A 4,542-nucleotide genomic window follows, 5' to 3' on the forward strand; every position below is an offset into this window, starting at 1 on the left:
GCATCCCATGCATCTTTTAGTTGTGGGCGGCTCACTAAGTTTCTCCTACGCTTTTTTAAGGAAAAATTCTTTGCTGCCCCACTGCTGTAGGTCGATGCTTGTTAGCCCGTTTGCCAACGCGAATGCTTCAACTTTTGAAAGCCCTGTAATGATGCGGCGCACTTCTCCGTCGGTATCGCTTAAGAGCTGTTTTAATAAGTCATCTTTAATCGTTAAGCTTGGTTCTATTACTGCGCTTACGATTATTTGTAGGTCGTTGAATTGCAGTGGCTTGAACTCTAGCCATTCTGATATGCGGTTAAAAAACTGGCGATGGCGCTGTAATTTACGGCGTACTGATTCCATGCCAATAAGTACTACTGGGCAGTTTGTTAAATCGTGTATGTCGCGCACAATTTCGAGTGTATTTTTGTCGTTCAGCAGGTAGTCGGCTTCGTCTATGAATAGCGGACGATTAGAGATAGCCATGTGCTCTATGATGTAATTAAGCATGGCTTCGCGCGTGTAAATGTCAGGGCCGCTTAGCTCTTTAACTATTTGGCGTAATAGTTGGGCTAATGTCATGCCTGATGTGGCGCGTATATAAATACCGTCGCAGCGGTTTACCAACCATGCGGTTGCGGTGGTTTTACCTAGACCTGGATCGCCATAAATTAAACCTATCCCTGGTACACCATGTGCACGCTGGTTTAGCGCTTCGACCATCATTTGCGTAGCTACTACATTGCTTACAATTGCTATTTTAGTTTTCATGGGTTTTCCTTTTACTATTTATGTAATTGAGTTGGTGCAGCTGGGGCTGCGTTCATGTCGTTTAGTAGGTCATCTAGGCGCTTTGAAGAGGCGCGATTTTGTTGTTCCCATATATTTAGCCACTGCGCATCTGCATGAATTAACTGTTTTGCTAGGCGCTGTTTTTTATGGAACATGGCTTTACTTTGTGGATTGTCGAATAGCGGCGTTGGGTTTACGTTTGCTATTGCGGTTTCTTCATCTAACTGCTTACGGCGCTTTTCAAATTCACTTAATTGCTCGTCGCTAAAGCCAACAGCTGGCTTACTGTCGAGCGCTTTAATAGTTGATTGCGTTATGACGTTAGTGTGTTCAACCGACTGTTTAGGCAGTGTTGCAAGTGCTTTATTTTGGGTGGTGTAATGCCCGAGCACTTCGTTTGCTATGTCTGAAACGTTGACGCTTTTAGCGGTCTGTTTAAGCTCTTTTAGCTTGCGTGATGTTTCGGCTGATTGACTGCGTTTTGCATGTTGCGCAACGTCTTGGCGTGTCATGCCTGCTGACTCTATTTCGTGGTCTACTGCTATACAAATAAACTCGTTATTCATGCGATTGAATACGTAAATACGGCCAACGTTTTTAGGGTCCCATTTACATAGCACTTCATCGCCTACGATTGCGCCTAGCTCCGATGCTATATAGAAACCGCCACTCAATTTTATGCCCTCTTTGCCTACCATGCGTAAACCGCGATTTGTAGGTATTGGCTGTAGCATTACATCAAGCAAACGCTCGTCTTTGATCACTTTGATTTGGTCGCTACTTGCTGCGAATAAATCGAACGGTGTTTTGTTACCTATGTTGCTGTGTGGCTTGTGGTGATAACGGTTATCGATCCAGTTATCTACAAACTCTTGCAGTTGCTGGGCTGTCATGTTGATTTCGATTGCTGATTTATCACCGCCCTGCTTTGCTAATAGGCGCTGTGCAAAGGTTTTGCGCGCTTCGATTGCTTGGCGATCTGATACGTTGTGACCGATATAACCCGTTAATAGCTCGGCTATGTCGTGCGAGAACGTTTTGAAAAAGCGCTCTATGTATGGCTTTTCTTCACCTGAAAACGGGCGTGTTGTTTCGTGCTTTATGTCGAGCGCGTCAAACACACTCTTAATTTGTATTGAGGTGTAGTCTTTACCGTTATCTGTACGTGCTATTTCAGGGATACCCCAATCAAGTATTGCTTTACGGATAACTAAACAAATACCGGTGCTGTCACTTGTTGGGTGAATAACGACTTTTGCACGGCGACTAAATACGTCAATAATTCCGATTAATGAGTGACGGCCATCGGTTAGCATTACGTCTGATGGGGTTGAATCGAACTCCCATAATTGGTTTAGACGTTTTACGTTTTCGTCCATTTTACCCATGGCGCTCATATACTTGTTTTTCCAAGCATCTGGGTTTGCCATTTTGGTATAAAGTGCGCTGTTTTCGCGCTTCCAACGTGTTAGCCAATCGCGAATTGTGGTTTCAGCTGGTAGTGCTTTACCTACTTGGTAAAAGCGAGCGATTAAACCCTCTTTTATTTGTGTGGCTTTTACGTGTGGGTATTGGTAGATCATGGCTATGCAAAAATCGGCTAGCTCTTTGTCTGAATCGATGATTGATTTGCCTGTACGCTTTGGCTTTAAAGCAAGCCCAGCGACACCTTTTTCAGTAATGGTTTTTTGCCAGCGTATGAGTGAGTTACGCGACACTGATGGTATAAGTGCTTTGTACTCTACCGGAATATCTAACATGCACTGGTTGTAGTGCTCACTAAAAAGCTTTAAGCCTGCAATCTTACCTAGTTTGTTTAAAGCTATAAATGAATCGGCTGCCTCTAATATGCGCACTTTCGCATTTACTTTAGGATCTATGCTTTGCAATCCGGCCAAGCTTTTAAGATTTAACTGGCGCTGTTGATTGATTAAATCTTTATTTAAGCTGCTCATTTTTTCATTAAGAGCTAAATATGATTCGCCACTTTTAGATGCAGACGTATCCAATGATTTAATAATAGCCTCTTCGGTTTGTATACGTACATATACAGGCAAGTCGCTAAGCGCGTATTTACGCACTTTTCCACCACGGCTTTTAACTTCGGTAAAAGGCCAGTTTTCATTTTTTGCTTTAATTTGAATGCTGCGTTTACTAAAAAGTAAGTAATCAGCAATTTGCTTAGCTGTGTAAAGTTCCATGACTTATGCTCCGTTCATCTTACGACGTCCGATCTTACGGTTTGGCTTGCCGTCTTTACCGTAACGCTCAGGCCATATTTCACAGGCACTTACACCGATTACATCTGCAATGATTCTTTCAATAGCTGGGTATGGTCTATGCAGTGCGGTTTGCACTGCATTTGAGGTGTAACCACGACTAAAAGATAATTGGCGACACGACCAACCCTCATCTTCTAACGCAGCTTTTATGTCTGCTTTTGTCCAACCGAGGCATTCTATGCTATCCATTTGAGTTACCTTTTATGTATATTCTTGTATCCATGAACACAAGCATATACATACAACCGTATACATTCAAACTATAATTTATACAAACGTATACATAAACGTGTAAGGTATTGATATTTATTAGTATTTATTTTTAACTGAAGGGGTTCGCAGTTCGCACTTTTAAAGCGCGAAAGATCGCACTTGATAACATGGTTCGTGTTAATTTTTTATTTTGTATGCACGCGCTTGTGTGATTAAATACATGATAAGTCCATCATCCGAACACAGACCTAAAGAAACATGACTGCATTCAATGACTATTTAAAAGCGCTAAGAGAGCAAAAGTCCCTAGATATAGGCACTGTGGCTAAGCGTATTGGTGTGCATAGGCATACCCAATCAAATTATGAAGGCCATAGAGATCCTCCTATTGATTATTTGATTGAGTTTGCTGAGGTGGTTGATGTGCCATTTACCGACATTCTTAAGAAGCGCCTGGATGATTCAAAGGCTACAGAACAGGCAAAGAATAATGCCCTCGATTCACTAAACTCTGTGAAATCAAATGACAACACGCTTGATGATATTTACGCAAGAGATAACGATCTTTTGCAAGTTAAGCTGAGTGAAGTATCCCATACCTCTATCCCTGTGGATGCAACTGTATACATAGACACCAAGGATAAATCCATAGCGCCAGGTAGTATGTACGGTTTCCTCAGTCCAATGAATGGTTGCTACTTTGCTGCTAAATTGGCTATAACCGATACTAAGCTCAAGCTAGTATTTGAGAGCATCGAACGTAAAGACACTGAGTTTTATATTGAAGATGGAAGTACTGAATCGCACTACATTTTGAAGACTCTTGGATTATTGGGTAAAGTTGTAAAAGCAGAGATTGTTTTTTAGTTACCCAACTGTTCCCGTGTAGCAAAACAGGGTTTTAATTTTACCCATTTTATTCGCTCTTTCTTTTTCGCACTTAATTTTTATTAAACTCCTCTTAAACCCTTATTTCTCCCACCTATTCCCATGTATTCTTATCTATTCCCTATTACCCAGTTAGATCTGTCAGTTACACTCACACTGAAAACGCAAGCTTGCCGATTTTTCTTCTTAACATAGTTATACGTTAGTAAATAAAAAACGTTTAATACAAAGTTAAGTTATTGATTGTTCTATTTTTGAGCGAAGATAATAAATGCTCAATTTATAGATCAAAATTGGATCACTATTAAGAGGGAAAATACTTTTATGGCTATTCGTGCAGGTATATTTTTAGAAAATTAAAATAAAAAAGTAAATAAATACGAAG

4 protein-coding genes are annotated in these 4,542 nt (G+C 40.9%); 1 reads left to right on the forward strand and 3 read right to left on the reverse strand.

Features of this window, described 5'->3' with window-relative positions:
* Positions 1-45: 45 nt before the first annotated feature.
* Genes H5072_RS12370 through H5072_RS12380 form a run of 3 tightly spaced genes read right to left on the reverse strand, consistent with a single transcriptional unit; the run spans position 46 to position 3,245 of the window.
* Positions 46-753, reverse strand: a complete 708-nt coding sequence (locus H5072_RS12370) for an AAA family ATPase (protein WP_182693689.1) — start codon at positions 751-753, stop codon at positions 46-48.
* A 14-nt stretch (positions 754-767) separates the two neighbouring features.
* Entirely contained in the window at positions 768-2,975 is a 2,208-nt protein-coding gene (locus tag H5072_RS12375) for a DDE-type integrase/transposase/recombinase (protein ID WP_182693690.1), read from the reverse strand.
* Positions 2,976-2,978: 3 nt separating this feature from the next.
* The gene (locus H5072_RS12380; protein WP_182693691.1) at positions 2,979-3,245 is read right to left on the reverse strand and encodes a helix-turn-helix domain-containing protein; all 267 of its coding nucleotides are present in this window, start codon (positions 3,243-3,245) and stop codon (positions 2,979-2,981) included.
* A 282-nt stretch (positions 3,246-3,527) separates the two neighbouring features.
* Between H5072_RS12380 and H5072_RS12385 the strand changes: the two genes are divergently transcribed.
* Entirely contained in the window at positions 3,528-4,136 is a 609-nt protein-coding gene (locus tag H5072_RS12385; protein WP_182693692.1) for a helix-turn-helix domain-containing protein, read from the forward strand.
* Positions 4,137-4,542: the final 406 nt, after the last annotated feature.

Source organism: Pseudoalteromonas sp. SR45-5 (assembly GCF_014163565.1).
Lineage (GTDB): Bacteria > Pseudomonadota > Gammaproteobacteria > Enterobacterales > Alteromonadaceae > Pseudoalteromonas > Pseudoalteromonas distincta.

Bases quoted from the DNA above. Each gene is read 5' to 3' on its own strand.
- H5072_RS12370 (WP_182693689.1), bottom strand. From the start codon at position 753: ATGAAAACTAAAATAGCAATTGTAAGCAATGTAGTAGCTACGCAAATG.
- H5072_RS12375 (WP_182693690.1), bottom strand. From the start codon at position 2,975: ATGGAACTTTACACAGCTAAGCAAATTGCTGATTACTTACTTTTTAGT.
- H5072_RS12380 (WP_182693691.1), bottom strand. From the start codon at position 3,245: ATGGATAGCATAGAATGCCTCGGTTGGACAAAAGCAGACATAAAAGCT.
- H5072_RS12385 (WP_182693692.1), top strand. From the start codon at position 3,528: ATGACTGCATTCAATGACTATTTAAAAGCGCTAAGAGAGCAAAAGTCC.